The organism is Xanthomonas campestris pv. asclepiadis (assembly GCF_020784175.1).
GTDB classification, from domain to species: Bacteria; Pseudomonadota; Gammaproteobacteria; order Xanthomonadales; family Xanthomonadaceae; genus Xanthomonas; species Xanthomonas campestris_D.
Map to the genome: position 1 here is coordinate 24,173 of NZ_JAJGQM010000034.1, position 18,374 is coordinate 42,546.

At 65.6% G+C, this 18,374-nt stretch carries 14 protein-coding genes and 1 pseudogene; 6 read left to right on the top strand and 9 right to left on the bottom strand.

The genetic code is table 11. The features are described from left to right. Positions 1-100: 100 nt before the first annotated feature. Positions 101-1,666 (top strand): GH39 family glycosyl hydrolase, encoded by a 1,566-nt coding sequence (locus tag LL972_RS14950; RefSeq protein WP_228328258.1) that lies wholly within the window; start codon positions 101-103, stop codon positions 1,664-1,666. 140 nt (positions 1,667-1,806) lie between these two features. On the opposite strand, the gene LL972_RS14955 is transcribed toward LL972_RS14950, so the two are convergent. Then, the gene (locus LL972_RS14955; RefSeq protein ID WP_104534928.1) at positions 1,807-2,079 is read right to left on the bottom strand and encodes a metal/formaldehyde-sensitive transcriptional repressor; all 273 of its coding nucleotides are present in this window, start codon (positions 2,077-2,079) and stop codon (positions 1,807-1,809) included. A gap of 65 nt (positions 2,080-2,144) precedes the next feature. Between LL972_RS14955 and dmeF the strand changes: the two are divergent. After that, positions 2,145-3,137: pseudogene (gene dmeF, locus LL972_RS14960) on the top strand (CDF family Co(II)/Ni(II) efflux transporter DmeF). A 77-nt stretch (positions 3,138-3,214) separates the two neighbouring features. On the opposite strand, the gene LL972_RS14965 reads toward dmeF, so the two are convergent. Further along, positions 3,215-4,042, bottom strand: coding sequence for a ferredoxin--NADP reductase (locus LL972_RS14965; RefSeq protein ID WP_228328259.1), 828 nt, complete (start codon positions 4,040-4,042; stop codon positions 3,215-3,217). A gap of 35 nt (positions 4,043-4,077) precedes the next feature. On the opposite strand from LL972_RS14965, the gene LL972_RS14970 reads away from it, so the two are divergent. The 4 genes from LL972_RS14970 to LL972_RS14985 all read left to right on the top strand — a co-directional run bounded on the left by LL972_RS14970 (position 4,078) and on the right by LL972_RS14985 (position 7,759). Then, a complete protein-coding gene (locus LL972_RS14970; RefSeq protein ID WP_228328260.1) occupies positions 4,078-5,097 on the top strand; it encodes an ABC transporter ATP-binding protein in 1,020 nt (339 codons plus the stop codon). After that, positions 5,094-5,897: an ABC transporter permease gene (locus tag LL972_RS14975; RefSeq protein ID WP_016903649.1), complete on the top strand. Its 804-nt coding sequence runs from the start codon at positions 5,094-5,096 to the stop codon at positions 5,895-5,897. The genes LL972_RS14970 and LL972_RS14975 overlap by 4 nt, the downstream gene beginning before the upstream one ends. Positions 5,898-5,902: 5 nt before the next feature. After that, positions 5,903-6,847, top strand: a complete 945-nt coding sequence (gene panE, locus LL972_RS14980) for a 2-dehydropantoate 2-reductase (RefSeq protein ID WP_228328261.1) — start codon at positions 5,903-5,905, stop codon at positions 6,845-6,847. 396 nt (positions 6,848-7,243) lie between these two features. Continuing rightward, the gene (locus LL972_RS14985; RefSeq protein WP_228328262.1) at positions 7,244-7,759 is read left to right on the top strand and encodes a hypothetical protein; all 516 of its coding nucleotides are present in this window, start codon (positions 7,244-7,246) and stop codon (positions 7,757-7,759) included. A 6-nt stretch (positions 7,760-7,765) separates the two neighbouring features. Here LL972_RS14985 and LL972_RS14990 read toward each other — a convergent pair whose 3' ends face one another. The 7 genes from LL972_RS14990 to LL972_RS15020 form a co-directional block, all read right to left on the bottom strand. Beyond that, complete coding sequence (locus LL972_RS14990) at positions 7,766-8,173, bottom strand: acyl-CoA thioesterase (protein ID WP_228328263.1); 408 nt, start codon at positions 8,171-8,173, stop codon at positions 7,766-7,768. A 367-nt stretch (positions 8,174-8,540) separates the two neighbouring features. Continuing rightward, positions 8,541-8,867, bottom strand: a complete 327-nt coding sequence (locus tag LL972_RS14995; RefSeq protein WP_228328264.1) for a thioredoxin family protein — start codon at positions 8,865-8,867, stop codon at positions 8,541-8,543. Further along, the gene (locus LL972_RS15000) at positions 8,839-9,324 is read right to left on the bottom strand and encodes a flavodoxin (RefSeq protein ID WP_228328265.1); all 486 of its coding nucleotides are present in this window, start codon (positions 9,322-9,324) and stop codon (positions 8,839-8,841) included. Before LL972_RS15000 ends, LL972_RS14995 begins: the two co-directional genes overlap by 29 nt. Positions 9,325-9,406: 82 nt before the next feature. Continuing rightward, on the bottom strand, positions 9,407-10,450 hold the full coding sequence (locus LL972_RS15005; RefSeq protein ID WP_039521116.1) for a ribonucleotide-diphosphate reductase subunit beta: 1,044 nt from the start codon (positions 10,448-10,450) through the stop codon (positions 9,407-9,409). A 194-nt stretch (positions 10,451-10,644) separates the two neighbouring features. Then, a complete protein-coding gene (locus LL972_RS15010) occupies positions 10,645-13,143 on the bottom strand; it encodes a ribonucleoside-diphosphate reductase subunit alpha (RefSeq protein WP_228328266.1) in 2,499 nt (832 codons plus the stop codon). Between the two features lie 1,228 nt (positions 13,144-14,371). Continuing rightward, positions 14,372-15,412 (bottom strand): DUF475 domain-containing protein, encoded by a 1,041-nt coding sequence (locus LL972_RS15015; protein ID WP_228328267.1) that lies wholly within the window; start codon positions 15,410-15,412, stop codon positions 14,372-14,374. Between the two features lie 106 nt (positions 15,413-15,518). Then, positions 15,519-18,227: a bifunctional acetate--CoA ligase family protein/GNAT family N-acetyltransferase gene (locus LL972_RS15020; protein ID WP_228328268.1), complete on the bottom strand. Its 2,709-nt coding sequence runs from the start codon at positions 18,225-18,227 to the stop codon at positions 15,519-15,521. Positions 18,228-18,374 lie beyond the last annotated feature (147 nt).

Consider the following 18,374-nt stretch of genomic DNA (forward strand, 5'->3'; position numbering starts at 1 on the left):
GACTCGACGATCGCAGGAGGAAGACGCAAGCGCCCGAGGTGCGCAGCGCTGGACCCGAGCTGGGTTACGCTCCCCCGATCCAACCTCGGCGGGAGCGCCAATGCGTCTGAAGATCTTGTTGGCAATCGCACTAAGCGTCTGCATGGCGACCTCTGCCATGGCGCAGGAGGCCGCGCCGCGCACGATCCAGGTGGATCTGGGCAGCGCCGGCGGGCCGGTCGACCGGTTCTACGACCTGTCGATCGGCTCGGACTTTCCCGGCACCTTGATCCGCAGCGACAGCCAGGCGCAGCTGGTTCCGGCGGTGCAGGAGCTGGGGTTTCGCTATATCCGTTTCCACGACGTGTTCCATGACGTGCTCGGCACGGTGAAAGACGTCGACGGCACACTCGTCTACGACTGGACCAAGCTGGATCAGCTCTACGACGCGCTGCTGGCCAAGCGCATCCGTCCGTTCGTCGAGTTGGGCTTTACGCCCGGCGCGATGAAGACCTCCGAACAGACGCTCTTCTACTGGAAGGGCAACACCTCGCATCCGGACCCGGCCAAGTGGACGCAGCTGATCGATGCGTACGTGCGCCACATCCGTGCGCGCTATGGCGCCGACGAAGTGCGGCAGTGGTATTTCGAGGTGTGGAACGAGCCCAACCTCAAGGATTTCTGGGAAAACGCCGACCAGCAGGCCTACTTCGCGCTGTATGCGAACACCGCCCGCACGATCAAGGCGATCGATCCGCAACTGCGCGTCGGCGGCCCCTCCACCGCCGGTGCGGACTGGGTGCCGGAACTGCTGGCCTATGTTGCCAAGAACAAACTGCCGATCGATTTCGTCACCACGCATACCTATGGCGTGGACGGCGGCTTTCTCGACGAACACGGCAAGCAGGACGTCAAACTGTCGACATCACCGGACGCCATCGTCGGCGATGTGCGCCGGGTGCGCGCGCAGATCCAGGCCTCGCCATTTCCGGATCTGCCGCTGTATTTCACCGAGTGGAGCAGCAGCTACACGCCGCGCGATTTCGTCCACGACAGCTACATCAGCGCGCCCTATATCCTGACCAAGCTCAAGCAGGTGCAAGGCCTGGTGCAGGGCATGAGCTACTGGACCTACACCGATCTGTTCGAAGAACCCGGCCCGCCGCCCACGCCCTTCCGCGGCGGCTTCGGGTTGATGAATCGCGAAGGCATCCGCAAGCCGGCTTGGTTCGCCTACAAGTACCTGCACGCGCTCAAGGGCCGCGACATCCCGCTGGGCGATGCGCATGCGTTTGCGGCGGTGGATGACCAGCGCATCGCGGCAGTGGCCTGGGATTGGCAGCAGCCGGTGCAGGCGGTGAGCAATACCCCGTTCTACACCAGGCAGGTACCCAGCACCGACAGCGCAGCGCTGGTGTTCCGGCTGGCGCAGGTGCCGGCCGGCACGTACCGGCTGCAGGTGCGCAAGACCGGCTACCGGCGCAACGACCCGCTGTCGCTGTACATCGACATGGGCATGCCCAAGGACCTGGCGCCGCGGCAGCTGGCGCAGCTACAGCAGGCCACGCGCGACACGCCCGAACAGGACCGGCGCGTGCACGTCGGCGCCGATGGCGTGGTGGAGATCCGCGTGCCGATGCGCAGCAACGATGTGGTGCTGATGACGCTGGAGCCTTCAGCGCGCTGAGTGCACGACAAGCCCTTGCGCCTGCACTCGGGCGAGGGCGGACGGCGCGCAGGAACCGCAGCGCACGCATGGTACATGCCGATTCCGGGCACCCGGCCGCGCCCACCTGGCGGTGAGCGCAGTCGTTTTGATGACCGCTCTTACTTGAGATAGGTCTTGAGAATGGCGGCGATGTCGTCGACCGCCAGTTCGCGCTCGCCCAGTGCCTCCGGTGCCGCGACATGATGCTTCAAGTGCTCGCTGAGCAACTCGACCATCAAACCCTGCGCAGCGCCACGAAACGCCGCCACCTGCGTCAATAACGCCGTGCAGTCCACGTCCTGCGCCAGGGCCTTCTCCAGCCCCTCCACTTGTCCACGGATCCTGCGCACGCGGGCGAGCAGCTTGGATTTGTCCTGATTCAGATGCGCCATTGCCATATACCCCCTGGGGGTACCTACGATACCCTAGGGGGGTATCGTAGCCAGGGCCCCTCCCGATGTCGATCATGCATGCCGCGCCGCACTGCGCGCAGTCGCACACATTCGCCAGCGCCAACCCGCTGGCCGAGCGCAGCACCCGCAAGGCCGTCATCCTGACCGTGGTCATGATGGTGGTGGAGATCGTCGGCGGCTGGACGCTCAATTCCATGGCCCTGCTCGCCGATGGCTGGCATATGAGCTCGCACGCACTGGCGCTGGGGCTGGCACTGTTCGCCTACCGCTTCGCGCGGCGCAATGCCAACGACCTGCGTTTCAGCTTCGGCACCTAGAAGGTCGAAGTGCTGGGCGGCTATACCAGCGCGATCCTGCTGTTGGGCGTGGCCGGCCTGATGGCGTTCCAGTCGGTGGAGCGGCTGTTTTCGCCCAGGTCCATCCAGTACCAGGAAGCCACCGTCATCGCCGTCATCGGCTTGCTGGTCAACCTGATCTGCGCCTGGTGGTTGCGCGACTCGCCTGGCCATGCGCATGGCCACCACCACGGTCACGACCACGCGCAGGACGGTCATGGTCATGGTCATGGTCATGGTCATCACCACGATGGGCATGCCGATCTCAATCTGCGCGCCGCGTACCTGCACGTGGTGGCCGATGCCGCGACCTCTGTCCTGGCGATCATCGCGTTGCTCGCCGGCATGTACTGGGGCGTGAGGTGGCTGGATCCGGTCATGGGCATCGTCGGCGCGGTGCTGGTCACCGTGTGGGCATGGGGGCTGCTGCGCAGTACCGGCCGCGTGTTGCTGGATGCAGAGATGGATACGCCGGTGGTGGCAGAAGTGAAGCAGGTCATCGCCGGGCTGCCGCATGCCATCGCCATCGGCGACCTGCATGTCTGGCGCGTGGGCAGCGATCGTTATGCCTGCGTGGTCAGCCTGGTCACTGCGGCCGACATCGATGCGGACCTGGTGCGCGCCGCCCTGCAGATCCACGAAGAACTGGTGCACATCACTGTCGAGTTGCGTCGCCCGCGGGCGGCGCTGGCGGCGGCCTAGCGGCCCGGCAGCGCCAGGTGTGGGGGACCTTGCCATCACCGTGCAACCAGGCCTGCGCCGGCCTCGCGCGGAAAGCCTCAGATCTTTGCCGGTGCCGGGCTGACGTATTTCTCGCGGCGGATCTGCGCGTTCGGCAGGCCGGCTGCCTTCAGGGCCTCGATGCAGCTGTCCACCATGTCCGGGTTGCCGCACAGGTAGGCGATATCGCCCTGCGCATCGGGCGCGAACTCGGCCAGCTGCTGCTGCACGTACCCCTGCCGCACATCGGCATGCGGCTGCTCGGGCAGTTCGCGCGAAAAGCACGGCACGTAGCGGAACTGCGGATGCGCATCGGCAAACGCGCGGAAGTCGTCGCCGTACAGCAGCTCGGCCGGCGTACGCGCGCCCTGCAGCAGCAGCACCTGCACGCCGCGGATGGCGATCGCCTCGGCCAGCAACGGCAGCATCGAGCGGTACGGGGTGACGCCGGTGCCGGTGGCGATCAGCACATAGCGCCGGTTGTGGTCGCCCGGCGGCAGGCAAAAACGCCCATAGGGACCGCTGGCCTGCAACTGGTCGCCGATCTGCAGGCCTTCGAACAGCGCGGTAGCCGAGCCGCCGGGCACGAAGCTCACCGCGATATCCACCGCCTCGCCCGGTCCGAACGCGTGGTCGTGGATGGTCGCCAGCGAATAGCTGCGCTTGGTCGGCGTGCCGTCGGCGGCGCTGAAATGGATCTGGATGAACTGCCCGGGCTGGAAATCCAGCGGCTGCCCGTCGTCACGCAGGAACTGGCAGTGGGCCACGGTGGGCGCAATCATGCGCCGGTCGACAAGCTTGAGGGGGAATTGAACGGGCACGAACGTATTTGGGACAGTCTGTGATCGGGGCTTGCCCCCGCGGGCTTCTATAATAACGGCCTGCAACTCGCTGCGCCGTCACGCTGACGCGAAGGAACATCTTGAATTCTCCATCTCCGATCACCGCACCCGCGCTGCGTGTGTGCGATCTGCGCAAGACCTACGACAACGGCACCCAGGCGCTCATGGGCGTGTCGCTGGACGTGGCGCCAGGCGACTTCTTCGCCCTGCTCGGCCCCAACGGCGCCGGCAAATCCACCCTGATCGGCATCATCAGCTCGCTGGTGAACCTGTCCGCCGGCCAGGTGGAAGTGTTCGGCACCGACCTGGTCGGCCAGCGCAGCGATGCGATGCGCCTGATCGGCCTGGTCCCGCAGGAGGTCAACTTCAACCTGTTCGAAAAACCCTTCGACATCCTGGTCAACTACGCCGGTTTCTACGGCATGCCGCGCGCCGAGGCCGAGCGGCTGGCCGAAGCGGAGCTGCGCCGCTCGCACCTGTGGGAAAAGGCCCAAGTGATGAGCCGCACGCTGTCCGGCGGCATGAAGCGCCGGCTGATGATCGCCCGCGCCATGATGACCCAGCCGCGCCTGCTGATCCTGGACGAGCCCACCGCCGGCGTGGACATCGAGATCCGCCGCGACATGTGGCGCGTGCTCAAGGAGATCAACGCCGCCGGCACCACCATCATCCTGACCACGCATTACCTGGAAGAAGCCGAGCACCTGTGCCGCAACCTGGCCATCATCAATCACGGCCAGATCGTCACCCAGGGGCCGATGCGCGAACTGCTGGCCAAGCTCGACGTGGAAGGCTTCCTGTTCGATATCGACGGCGACCTGCCGGCCGAATTGCCGGTGATCGAAGGCACCACGCTCACCGCCATCGACGGCCACACGCTGGACCTGGACATGCCGCGCGCGATGGACCTCAACCGCGTGTTCGCCACGCTCGGCAGCGCCGGCATCCGGGTGCGTTCGATGCGCACCAAGAGCAATCGGCTGGAAGAGCTGTTTGTGCGCCTGACCGGCGACGCGCCGGCGCCAGACGCCGCCGCACCCGCGACGCCCATTCCCAACGGCATACCGCCAGCGCAGCCGCGCAGCGGAGGCCAGCCATGAACGAGATCCGCACCGTGACCGAACCCACCAACGCACGCCGCAACTGGATTGCGCTGGGCACCATCGTGCGCCGCGAAGTGCAGCGCATCCTGCGCATCTGGGGCCAGACCCTGGTGCCGCCGGCCATCACCATGACGCTGTACTTCCTGATCTTCGGCGGGCTGATCGGCTCGCGCGTGGGCGACATGGGCGGCTACTCGTACATGCAGTTCATCGTGCCGGGCCTGGTGATGATGAGCGTGATCCAGAACAGCTACGGCAACATCTCCTCCAGCTTCTTCGGCGCCAAGTTCGGCCGGCATGTGGAGGAGCTGCTGGTCAGCCCGATGCCCAACTGGGTGATCCTGTGGGGCTACGTCTCCGGCGCGGTGCTGCGCGGGGTGATGGTCGGCGCGTTGGTGCTGATCATCGCGATGTTCTTCACCCCGGTGCGCATCCCGCATCCGCTGGTCACGCTGACCACGGTGCTGCTGGGCGCGACCATCTTCTCGCTGGCCGGCTTCGTCAATGCGGTGTACGCCAAGAAGTTCGACGATGTGGCGATCGTGCCGACCTTCATCCTGACCCCGCTGACCTATCTGGGCGGCGTGTTCTATTCGGTGAAGTTGCTGCCGCCTTGGGCCGAAGCGGCCACCCACGCCAACCCGATCTTCTACATGGTCAACGCGTTCCGTTATGGCCTGCTCGGCAGCTCGGATGTGCCGATCTGGGTCGCCTACGCGCTGATGCTGGGTTTTGTCGCGGTGCTCAGCGCGCTGGCGCTGTGGCTGCTGCGCCGTGGCGTGGGTTTGCGGAGCTGATGACGATGGCAATGCATATCCTCATCCTCGGTGCCGGCGGCACCGGCGGCTATTTCGGCGGGCGTCTTGCGCAGGCCGGTGTCGATGTCACCTTTCTGGTGCGCGATGCGCGGGCGGCGCAGCTGCAGGCCGATGGCTTGCGCATTCGCAGTCCGCTGGGCGATGCGGATCTGCCGGTGGCGCATGTCACCGCGCAGGACTTGCCGGCCCTGGTGGCGCAGCGGCCGTTCGATCTGGTGATCCTCAGCTGCAAGGCCTACGACCTGGACAGCGCGATCGAGGCGATTGCGCCGGCGGTGGGCGAGCACACCACGGTGCTGCCGATCCTCAACGGCCTGCGTCATTATGCGGCGCTGGACGAGCGTTTCGGTGCGGCACGCGTGCTGGGCGGGCTGTGCTTCATCAGCGCGACCAAGGGCGCGCACGGCGAGATCCTGCACTTGGGCAAGCCGGCGGCGATGACCTTCGGCGAGCGCGATGGCGGCACCGCATCGGCACGGGTGCAGGCGTTTGCTGCAGCGTGCGCGCAGGCCGGCATCGATCATGTGGCCAGCGCGCAGATCGCGCAGGAGCAGTGGATCAAGTACAGCTTCCTCACCGCGCTGGCGGCGGCCACCTGTCTGATGCGTGCGCCGGTCGGGGCGATCGTCGCCACCGACGACGGCCGCGCGTTGATCAACGGCGTGTACAACGAATGCCTGTGGGCCGCCGATGCGGCCGGCCAGTCGATTCCCGAAAGCGCGCGCGCCAAGGCGTTGCAGACGCTGTTGCAGGTGGATTCGCCATTGAAGGCCTCGATGTTGCGCGACCTGGAAGCCGGCCAGGAGGTGGAAGCGTCGCAGATCGTCGGCGACATGCTCAGGCGCGTGCGCGAGACGGGGCGTAATGCGCCGCTGCTGATGGCGGCGAATGTACATCTGCAGGCGTATCAGGTGTTGCGGCAGAGCTGAGGCTGTTGCTGCGTGTGCGGTGCGGCTGCGTGTAAACCGTACCCCCATCCGCCCTGCGGGCACCTTCCCCCGATAGGGGAAGGGTTGCGGCTCCGGCTGACGGCTTCTTTTTGTATGGCGCGGCTTGTCCTCGAACAGTTCCATCGCAGCTGATTGGCGTCTTTATGGCGCCGTTCGTTGAGGCGATCTGCGGAAACAACCCGCCGCTGATGTCGGTGTCTATCTGCTGCATGCGTCGCACTGGCGCCGTGCATCACCACTGCGCGGCGACTGCTTCCGCATCATGCCGCGGCCTCAGCCTCAGACTCGACATTGCCATTGCCATTGCCATTGCCTTCGCGCCATCACGACGCAGTGCGCACGATGCTCTGCATCCCCTCGCCCGTGTCGCCGCCGATGAAACTGCTCAGCCACCTGTTCCGTGCCGGTCATTTCGTGATCCTGGCGTTTTTCGTGCTGTGCGCGGCGGGTCTGGTGGCGATGGCCGGGTTGGAGCTGTGGCATGGCTTCACCCCCGGCGGCGACATGGTGGTGCGCGACCGCTTCAACGTGGTGCTGGAGGCGATCGGCCTGCTCACCGTGGCGCTGGTGACGCTGGAACTGGGCCAGACCATCTTCGAAGAAGAGATCCTGCGCGACGTCAAGGTCAGCGGCCCCACGCGGGTGCGCCGCTACCTGTCGCGGTTCTTCGTGGTGATCGTGATTGCGCTGGCGATCGAGACGCTGGTGTCGATCTTCGAGCTGATGCACGACGACCCGGCCAAGCTGCCGTATGCGGCGGCAGTCGGCCTGTGCGCAGCGCTGCTGCTGATCGCCTGGGGCGTATTCGTCAAACTCAATCGCAGCGCCGAGGAGCTGGAGCCCGAGGCGATGGCAGAAACCAAGCGCGAGGACCAAGAAGTCGAGGAATGAGCGCCGTCAGTCGCTGGCAACGGACAGGGGCGGCACTGTAGTCGGCTTGCCGTCGTCGCCGAGCGCGATCATCACGAAGTGGCCGCGGGTGCACAGCTCGCGTGCACCGCTGAGCAGATCCTCGGCGATCAATTCCACTTCCACCTTGATCGAACTGCGTCCCACCGACACCACCCGCGCGATGGTTTCCACCATCTGGCCCTGGCGGATCGGCAGCTTGAAATCCACCTGGTCCGAGCGCGCGGTCACCACTGCACGCCGCGCATAGCGCGATGCCGCCAGAAACGCGGCCTTGTCCATCCACGCCAGCGCCTGCCCGCCGAACAGCGTGCCCATATGGTTGGTGTGGTTGGGGAACACGATCTCGGCCATGCGGGCTTCGATCGGTGGCTGGGTCTGCAAGCTGTCTGACATCGTGGGATCCAAGGAAAGAAGGGACAAACGGCAAGCAGGCCATGCGGCCGAGGCCGATGTGTGGCACGCCCACTTTCGACATGCCACGCGTGTCGAAAGCACAACGATAGCCTGATCGACGCGAGGTGCAGGCGATGACGCTACGCAATGCGAGGCATTCGTGCTTTCTTGGGTCGTCATGCCGTTACCGCGTGCGACTGCAGCAAACGACCAGGAACGTGCGCGTCCATGCAAGTCACGGTGTCAGTGTCGCAAATGTAGCGAAAGCGTAAGGGCAACCGTGGACAGCTGTCGCGGCCGGGTCCGCTCCTACGAGAGCGCAGTGCTCGCTAGCGCTTGGCCGTGTGTGCGCCGCGCCAGCAATCGCTCAGAGGCTGGTCTTGACCGCGGTTTCCACCTGCGCCGGCGACTGGAAGCCGGGCAGGCGCGCCACCTCGCTGCCATCGCGGTACAGCGCCAGGGTCGGGGTCTGGCGCAGGCCCAGATCGCGGAAGAATTCCTCGCCCACCACTTCCAGCTTGACCTTCAACAAGGCCACACCCTCGGCGGCATCGCTGTTGGCGAACTTGTCCAACGACATGTCGAGCATGCGGCAGCCGGGGCAGTTGTCCTTGTAGAAATCCACCAGCGCGCGCGGATGCGCGGCCAGGGTGGCGGTGTAGTGCTCAGGCGACGTGACGGTAATGGTGTGCATCGTGGGGATCGTGTTGGCATTGGGCCAGGACCTCGTCGGTCCAGGCGGCGATGGCCTGCGCGTCGCGCACGCCGTGGGGCATCTGTTCGATGGTCAAACGCGGAAACGGGCTGACGAAGAACTGTGCGATGCGATGTACCGCACCGCAAAAATAGTCCTCACCCCACTGCGTTTCGCCGGTGCCGAACACCGCCACCCGCGGTGGCTTGCCCAGCGTCTGGACCAGCTCGACGATGAAGCGTTTCATCTCTGCCGGCGTACGGCCACCGTTGTCGGTCCAGCTACCAAGCAGAAACAGGTCGTACTGTCCGGGCGCATGCGGCACCTGCGCCAGGGTCTGCAGATCGGTTTCCACCCAGGTCACCGCATGCCCGGCCGCTTCGCAGCGCAGCGCAACACTGCGCGCGACATCACGCGTGTTGCCGCTCAACGAGGCCAGTGCGAGCAGGATGTTCATGGGGCGGGGAATGGGGAGTCGGGAGTGGGGAATCGGAAGAGCATGGTGTGACTGGCTGTTGCGATTTCCGATTCCCGATTACTCACAGATCGTCGAAGCCGTTATCCGAATTGGTCTTCTTGTACGAGGCATTCCGCATTTCGAAGAAGTCGGTCTTGGTTTCGGTGAAGTTGTCGGCGTAGGCCTTGATCCACGGCATCACGTTGTCGTTGGCGCCTTCGTACAGCTTCTCGATGCCGAGCATGCCGGCCATCTTGTTGGCGCGGTACTTCACGTAGCGGATCATCTCGTCGACGTCGATGCCGTCGATGCCGTCCAGCACTTCGGCCGTCCACACCGTTTCCAGGTCGATCGCGTGCTCGAAGGCCTTGTGCACATAGTCGGTGAGCTGGTCGCCCTGCAGCGCCTGGTTCTCGCCGATGATGGCGCGAATCAGCTCGCTGATGAACTTGGAGTGGGCCAGCTCGTCGCGGTTGATGAAGCTGATGATCTTGCCGGTGCCGGTCATGCGGTTCTGGCGGACCAGATTGTAGAAATACGCAAAGCCGGAATAGAAGTTGATGCCTTCCAGGATCGAGGACTGGATCAGCGCGCGGATCAGCGTTTCGGCCGTCTTGTCGCGCATGAAGTCTTCGTAGGCGCCCATGATCGGCGCATTGCGCTTGATGATGGTCGGATGCGTGCGCGCGATTTCGAACACGCGGTTCTGGTCGGCCAGGCCGGTGATCGAGGCCAGCACGTAGCTGTAGCTCTCGTTATGGATCACTTCCTGCTGGCCGATGATCGCGGCATTGGCGTGCGCGGCCGGGTCGGTGATGTATTCGGCAACGTTGTAGATGAAGCGCGTCTGCGGCGAATCCAGCGTGGCCAGCAGGCCGATGATCGAGTCGTAGGCATTCTTCTCGCGCGCCGACAGCTCGTTGTACTGGCGCGCGTCGCCCTTCATGTCCACTTCGTCGGGGATCCAGAAGTTGGTCGACAGCTCCTTGTAGGCCCGATAGAAGGACGGGTACGGGATGTCGTTCCAGTTGAGGATGCCGGAGGTTTCGCCATTGATGATGGCGGTGGAGCGGTTCGGGTGACGCGGCTCCAGGATCTTGATGCGCTCAAGCGGTGTTGCGGACATGGGTCTCTACTCGTGTTTCAGGCGTCGCGCGCGCGTGCAGCGGGGACGGCGGCAGCAATTGTTCTGGAGGAAAGCCCCCTGAGTCAGGGGGCGCGCCGAAGGCGCGGGGTGTGGGAGCTGGTGAAGCAGGGTCCACGGTTCGCAACGCGAACCGTGGAAGCGAAGCGCGAATGCGCTTAGCTACTGCATGCGCTTTAGCTCGAACACCACTCGCATTCGCTGATGTCGATGTCGTTGGAGCGCACGTAGTACGTGGTCTTCAGGCCTTCGCGCCAGGCCGTCATGTGCAGGTCCAGCAAGGTGCTCGCACGGATGGTGCTGGGCACGTAGAAGTTGAAGCTGATCGACTGGTCGATATGCCGCTGGCGACGCGCGTTCTGACGCACGCTGGCGAACTGGTCGACCTTGTAGGCGCCCTTTTCGTAGTACGGCCAGGTGTCCAGCGACAGGCCAGGTGCGGCGACCGGACGGCGGAAGTCCTTCTTCTCTTCGTAGTAGAACGCGCTGTAGATCGGGTCGATCGAGGCGGTGGAACCGGCGATCTGCGCGGTGCTCATGTTCGGCGCAACCGCCAGCATCCAGGCATTGCGCACGCCGTTGACCGCCACCTTTGCGGACAGCTCCAGCCACTGCGGGCTGTTGTAGTCGCGCGCACGGAAGTACTCACCGGTGTGCCAGTCGCTGCCGCGGAACACGCTGTAGGTGCCCTTTTCCTTGGCCAGCTCCATGCTCGCCTGGACGGTCAGGTAGTTAATGCGCTCGTACAGCTCGTCGCTGTAGTCCTCGGCTTCCTTGGCATTCCAGTGGATGGACTTCTGCGCCAGCAGATGGTGCCAGCCGAAGGTGCCCAGGCCGATGGCGCGGTACTTCTGGTTGGTGATGGTGGCCTGCGGCACCGGCAACTGATTCAGATCGATCACGTTGTCGAGCATGCGCACCTGGATCGGGATCAAGCGCTCCAGCACGTCGGCGCCCAGCAGATCGGCCTGGTCTGCCTGCACGGTGATCGCGCGGCCCAGGTTGATCGAGGACAGGTTGCACACGACGAAGTCGCCGGCCTTCTTGGTGGTGACGATCTGATTGCCGCTGATGATCTCCTGCATCATCCGCGTCGGGCTCATGTTCTGCAGAATCTCGGTGCACAGGTTGGACGAATAGACCATGCCCTCGTGCTTGTTCGGGTTCTTGCGATTGACTTCATCGCGATAGAACATGAACGGGTTGCCGGTTTCCAGCTGGCTGACCATGATCCGCTTGAAGATCTCGATCGCCTTGACCGTCTTGCGGGTGATGCGCTCGTCGGCGACCACTTCCTCGTACTTGCGACGGAAGCTGCTGTTGGCGTCGCCCTTCTTCTCGTCGTAGAAGTCCTGCAGGTACCAGCCCTTGATCCGCTTCACTTCGTGCGGATCGAACAGGTACCAGTCGCCGCGACGCTCGACCGCTTCCATGAACAGGTCGGGGATACACACCGAGGTGAACACGTCGTGCGCACGCAGACGCTGGTCGCCGTTGTTCAGGCGCAGATCCAGGAACGCCTCGATGTCGCGGTGGAAGATGTCCAGATAGACCGCGATGGCGCCCTTGCGCTGGCCCAGCTGATCCACCGACACCGCAGTGTTGTTGAGCTGCTTGATCCACGGCACCACGCCGCCGGAGGAATTGGACACGCCGCGGATCGCCGAACCGGACGAACGCACATAGCCCAGATACGCGCCCACGCCGCCGCCGTGCTTGGACACACGCGCCACGTCGGTATTGGAGTCGTAGATGCCCTGCAGGCTGTCGTCGACGGTGTCGATGAAGCAGCTCGACAGCTGGCCGCCGACCTTGCCGGCATTGGCCAGGGTCGGGGTGGCCACGGTCATGTACAGGTTGGACAGCGCCCAGTAGGCCTCGCCGACCAGCTGCATGCGGCGCTCGCGGCTGCCCTTGCCGTTGCCGATCTCGTCCTGCATCAGATACAGCGCAATCGTCAGCCAACGCTCCTGCGGCAGCTCGAACACGCCGCGCGAGTTGTCGGTGGCCAGGTAACGCGTGGCCAGCAGATACAGGCCGTTATAGGCGAACAGTTTGTCGCGCTCGGGCTCGATCATCTTGCCGGCTTCGATCAGCTCGTCCTTGGAGTAGCGGCGCAGGATGTCGTTGGAGTAGACATTGCGGTCGGCCAGGCTCTCCTGCAGGCCGACGAACGAGCCGTACTTCTGGCTGGCATCGTAGAAACGGTTGCGGCTGGCGCGCTTGTACAGGCGGCGCAGGTACAGGCGCGCGGCAAAGTGCTCCCACTCCGGGGTGGTCAGATCGACGCGGGCTTCGGCCTCGCGGATCAGGTGGTCGACCAGGTCGTCAGCGTTGACGCTGTCCTTGCGGTCGACGAAGCCGAACACCGAGCGCTTGTAGTCGGCCACGTCCAGCTGCGGAAATTCGGCATGGATCTGGTCGATGGCGCGCTCCAGGCGCTCCGGCTCGAACGGGATCCGGCGGTTGCCGGCTTCCTTGGTGATCCAGGTGGCGACGGCTTGTTCTTCGATGGTCTGTGCGTGCATTGCAATGGCTTGGCGGGGAGGCGGCACGATGTCCGACGGGTCGGTCAATTCCGGCGCGCCGCAACCGGGCGCGCTGACACTGGCGGGAACGCTGGTGGGTGTTGCGGTACCGGCGGCGATCGCGGCAAGGGTGTCGTTGGTGGTCATGCGTCCTCCATGCGTAGGCACACGAACCCGGCTGGGGACGGGTTGCGGCCGGATCCGGATTCCCTGGACAGCGATGGCGGTGCGCGACGACCAGCACGCAAGACCCACGGTCTGCGGCGGCATCGCCTTCACCAGCCATCTCCTTACCGGAGATTCCACGGCCGCCACCGCGCGGTGTGCTGTCGCGCAGTGGTCGGTGGCGAAACAACCGCGGCGCAACGAGACCACGCCGCCCGCTCCAGGCGACGCCCGGATGGCTGTGATCGTTCGTTGCTGCCGCCGCGGAGAGGCGTTTGATTGGCAACCTGCTGCAAATCATGCTCTCACTGGTCCGGACGCCTTGGGGCGACCAACCACCGACTCCCCCAAGATAGTGGGGTCACCCGGAGGGGTCAACACCAAATGTAGGAAAATCTCGAAAACCCTTACAGCACAAAGCACTGTCTGACGAACGGTCGATGCCGCCCCTGGAACCCGCCAATTTGGTTGCGCAGTCAAGACCCAAACCGGCAATTCTGTCGATCAGTTGGGTCCGGTTGGGTTGGCCGTGACACCCATCGATACTGAAGCCGGTCAGTTGGCCGCGACTGCCTCAAGCCGCACCGCACGCCTGGCGGGCCGCTCTGACGCCGGCGCATGCCCAAGCTGCGGGAGCAAACTCGCCACTGCCGAATCCAGGTGTGCGCCGCCTCTCTCTTTATTTGACGTTGCGGTAGAGGGCCCCGCAGCAAGAACGCGCAGCGTCGAGGGCGCGGTGCCCTCACCGCTTGCGGGACACGCCGTGAACCCTTCCCTGGGGGCTCGGTGGCGGCATCCATGCCGCCACACGGTCCCGCAACCGGCAAGGACACCGCACCAGACAGTTGGTCGGCGCTCGTTCGAAAAGCTGTCTGTCGTGCGGCGTTCCTCAGACATGGAGCCGATGCGTCACGATCGAACAGGCGCATCCAGCACTGCTCTTCCATGCGCCCCGACCATCTCGACTGGCCCTTGTCCGCCCACCGTCGCGGGACCTTACGCGGCATGGATGCCGCGTAAGAGCCTATAGGGACGTACTTGCGGCGTGTCCTGCGATGGTGGGCGGGCAAGGGCCCTGCAGCAAACTCGCAGCGTCAAGGGCGCGGTGCCCTCACCGCTCGCGGGACGCGCCATGACTGGCCAAGAAGGCACTTTGTTAGCCGCTCTCAAATGAACCGCTTGACGCCTTTTGCGCGGCCAATGCGCGAGATCAGATCTCGGTCGGGCCGATATGGTGGCGCTTGCGGTAGCGGATCGACGACCACACCGAGGCGGCGATGAAGGCCACGCCGATCAGGCCGGTCAGCACTTCCGGTACGTGATACACGGTGCCGACCAGCATGATGATCGCCAGTACGCCGATCGCGTAATGGGCGCCGTGCTCCAGGAACACGAACTCGTCCAGGGTGCCTTTGTGCACCAGGTAGACCGTCATCGAGCGCACGAACATCGCGCCGATCGCCAGGCCCAGCATGATGATGACCACGTCGCGGGTGATCGCGAACGCGCCGATCACGCCATCGAACGAGAACGAGGCGTCCAGCACTTCCAGGTACAGGAACGCGGCAATGCCCGAGCGCTTGGCCGGGCCCATGCCGTCCTCGCTTTCTTCGGACTCGAACAAGGCATCCACGCTGCCCACCAGCAGATACAGCAGGATGCCGCCCAGGCCGGCGAACAGCACGCTCTGGAAGATTGCCTCGGGCAGGAACAGCTTGGTGCACAGCAGGACCGTCACCGCCACGATCACCGACATCGCATCGGCCTTGCCCAGCTTGCCGACCAGCCGTTCCACCGGGCCGAGCCAGTGCAGCTTGCGCTCCTGGTCGAACAGAAAGTTGAGGAACACCAGCAACAGGAACATGCCGCCGAAGGCGGCGATGGACGGGTAGTTGTCAGTCAGCACCTGGCTGTAGCGGTCCGGCTCCTTCAGCGCCATCTGCATCACCGGCACCAGGCCCATGCCGGTGGCCACCGACACGATCACGATCGGAAACACCAGGCGCATGCCGAACACCGCGATCAGGATGCCGACGGTGAGGAACAGCTTCTGCCAGAACGCGTTCATGTGCTTGAGCACGCCGGCGTTGACCACCGCGTTGTCGAACGACAACGACACCTCCAGCACGCTCAGCACCAGGCATAGCCACAACGCCTGCCACAGGCCCATTGAGGTGGTTTGGCCCCACCAGGCGGCGACGCCCAGGCAGATGGCGGCGACCAACAACGACATTCTGAACTCGCGAAACATTGACACTCCCAGGCGGGCCGAGACGACAGCCGGAGCAACGGGCCAGGGCGAGGCCCGGCAGATCCGGCATGCGGTGAGGAGGGGGGGACCGCGGCGTGACGCAAGGTCAGGCCGGGCGTGGCTCGCCCATTATAGGGAGTGTCACCGCCATCAGGGTCGCATCGTCCGGATCCGGGCGGACCCCGAAGCCCAGGCTCTGGCACATCGCCAGCATGGTGCGGTTCTCGCGCAGCACCTGGCCTTCGATCTGCTTCAGGCCCAGCCAGCGCGCGTACTCGATCATGATGCGCATCAGCTGCCAGCCGATGCCGTGGCCCTTGAGGTCGGAGCGGATCAGGATGCCGTATTCGCCGCGCTCGTAGTCGGCGTCGGCATGCAGCCGCACCGCACCAAGCATGTCGCCGGTCTTGGGGTCGATGGCCACCAGCGCGATCGAGCGCGCGTAATCAAGCTGGGTCAGCCGGGCGATGAATTCGTGGCTGAAATGCTTGACCGACTGGAAGAAGCGCAGCCGCAGGTCTTCGTCGGTGACCCGCGCGAAGAACGCGCGGAACAAGGCGTCGTCCTCCGGGCGCACCGGACGCACCAGCGCATGCGTGCCATCGCCCAGCCCGATCTGACGCTCCCATTCCTTCGGATACGGAAAGATCGCAAAGCGCGGATGGCCGCGGCCCTTGTGCAGCTTGCGCGCCGGCGCCACCGCCACGCGCGCGTCCAGCGCGATCACGCCATCGCGGTCGGCCAGCAACGGGTTGATGTCCAGCTCGGTGATTTCGGGGATGTCGGCGGCCAGCTGCGCCAGCTTGACCAGCACCAGCGCCACCGCGCGCTCGTCGGCCGCCGGCACGTCGCGGTAGGCCTTGAGGATGCGCGAGACCCGCGTGCGGCCGATCAGCTCGTGGGCCAGGCGCAGGTCCAGCGGCGGCAACGCCAGCTCGCGGTCGTTGATCACTTCCACCGCAGTGCCGCCACGGCCGAACACGATGGCCGGGCCGAATACCGGGTCGTCGGCGATGCCGGCGATCAGTTCGCGCGCCTTGGGCCGCAGTACGGTGGGCTGCACGATCACCCCCTCGATCACCGCATCCGGCAGCGCGGCGCGTGCCCGCGCCAGGATGCCGGCCGCCGCTTCGCGCACCGCCGCCACGCTGGACAGATTCAGGCGCACGCCGTCGACATCGGACTTGTGCGCGATGTCGTTGGACAGCACCTTCAAGGTCACCGTGCGGCCGACGGCCAACAGCGGGTCGGCCAGCAATGCGGCCTCGTTGGCGGTGGCGGCCACCTGCAGCGGCACGATCGGGATGCCGTAGGCGGCCAGCAGGCGGTTGGTGGCGACCGGGTCCAGCCAGCGCCGACCGGCGGCCAGGGCGTCGTCGACCACGGTGCGGGCGATGGCCGCATCCACCACGAAATCTTCCGGCAGGCTGGGCGGGGTCTCCATCAACGCCGCCTGCGCCTCGCGATAGCGCACCAGGTGGGTGAAGCCGCGCACCGCGTCCGATTCGGTCGCATAGGTGGGCACGCGCGCGGCGTTGAGCGCGGCAATCGCCGCATCGTCCTGGCCCAGCCACACCGCAAACACCGGCTTTTCGCGCTGGTAGCGGTTGCGTTGGTCCAGCGCGCGGGTCAGCGCCTTGGCCGCATCGGCCGAAGAGGTGAACGCGGTGGGCACGTTGACCACCAGCAGCGCGTCGTTCTCCGGGTCGTCCAGCAAGGCTTCGATCGCCGAGGCATACCGCGGCCCATCGGCATCGACGATGATGTCGACCGGATTGCCGCGCGACCAGCCTTGCGGCAACGACTGATCCAGCCGCTCCAGCGTCTTGGCCGACAGCTCGGCCAGGGTGCCGCCGCGCAGCACCAGCTGGTCCACCGCCAGCTGCCCCACCCCGCCGCCATTGCTGAGGATGGCCAGCCGCCGGCCGGGAAAACTGCCGAGCCGGCCCAGGGTTTCGGCGGCAGCGAACAATTCGTCCAGCGCGCCCACCCGCAGCAGGCCGGCACGCGCGAATGCCGCGCCATACACCGCGTCCGAGCCGGCCAGCGCCTGCGCGTGGGTATCGGCATTGGGATTGATGCGGAACTGGCGCCCGGACTTGACCACCACCACCGGCTTGGCGCGCGCGGCGGCACGGGCGGCCGACATGAACTTGCGCGCATCGCCGATGCGTTCGACGTACAGCAGGATCGCGCGGGTGCGGTAGTCGGTGGCGAAGTAGTCGAGCAGGTCGCCGAAATCCACATCCAGCGTGTCGCCCAGCGACACCACCGCCGAGAACCCCACCGAGCGCGCCACGCCCCATTCCACCAGCGCGGCGGCAATCGCGCTGGATTCGGAGATCAATGCCAGGTCGCCGGCCTGCGGGCAATGCGCGGCGATGCTGGCATTGAGCCGCGCATGCGGGGCGATCACGCCCAGGCAGTGCGGGCCGAGGATGCGCATGCCCTTGGCGCGCGCGGCCGCTTCCATCCGCGCGGCTGGCGAGCCGGGGCCGCTGCCCAGCCCGGCGGTGAGGATGATCGCCGCGGCCACCCCGCGCCGCGCGGCGATGGAGACGATGCGCGGCACGATGCGCGCCGGCGCGGTGATCACCACCAGGTCCGGCACCCATGGCAGATCGGTCAGCCGCGCCACCGTGCGCACGCCGTCAATCTCGCTGTAACGCGGGCTCACCCAGCCGATCTGCCCGGGAAACCCGGCCGCGCGCAGGTTGCGCACCACTGCCCGCCCGGCCGAGCGATCGCGCGGGCTGCCGCCGACCACCGCCACGGTGGTGGGACGAAAGACCTGCTGCAGGTGGTAGGTACTCATCGTGCGGGGGAGAACAATGCCATCGCGCTACGGTACACGCACTGCCGTGCGAGGGCATGCGGCAAGGTTGGCGAACGCGAGATGGCGGGGCGGCCGACCGGTGCGCGTGCCCCCTGCGGCCAGCGACTTGGCGCAGCCGTCTCGCGG